The organism is Mesorhizobium sp. M8A.F.Ca.ET.202.01.1.1 (genome assembly GCF_004791595.1).
GTDB lineage: Bacteria > Pseudomonadota > Alphaproteobacteria > Rhizobiales > Rhizobiaceae > Mesorhizobium.
Genome location: NZ_SRUN01000156.1, coordinates 1 through 335 on the forward strand (window position 1 = coordinate 1; position 335 = coordinate 335).

General features: G+C 51.0%; 1 protein-coding gene. It reads right to left on the reverse strand.

The window, feature by feature from the left end:
• A partial coding sequence (locus EN845_RS34280; RefSeq protein ID WP_135931307.1) for a LysR family transcriptional regulator occupies positions 1-206 on the reverse strand: 206 nt, incomplete at its 3' end.
• Between the last annotated feature and the right edge of the window lie 129 nt (positions 207-335).

Sequence of the window (335 nt, forward strand, 5' to 3'; positions counted from 1 at the left end):
GTGAGCTTCACCGACCGCCTTGTGCGATCAAGCAACGGCATGCCGACGATCTGTTCAAGCGCCATGATCTGCTGGCTCAAACCTGGCTGGGCAATGCCGAGGCGGGCAGCGGCGCGCTCGAAGTTGCGCTCGTCTACAAGCGTGGTGAAATAGCGCAGATGCCGCAGCTCGAACGCGTCAGCCCGGTTCGCCGGTTTTCTGCCCATTGTCAGCTCCTTTTTTGGCAGGTTTTGAATAATTCCAAACTATCATGGAGAGAGATTTCATAATCAAAAATTATGAAAAAATCCAGTTTCACTTATTGGATCGAAATCCACACCTTGCGTAATAAGATG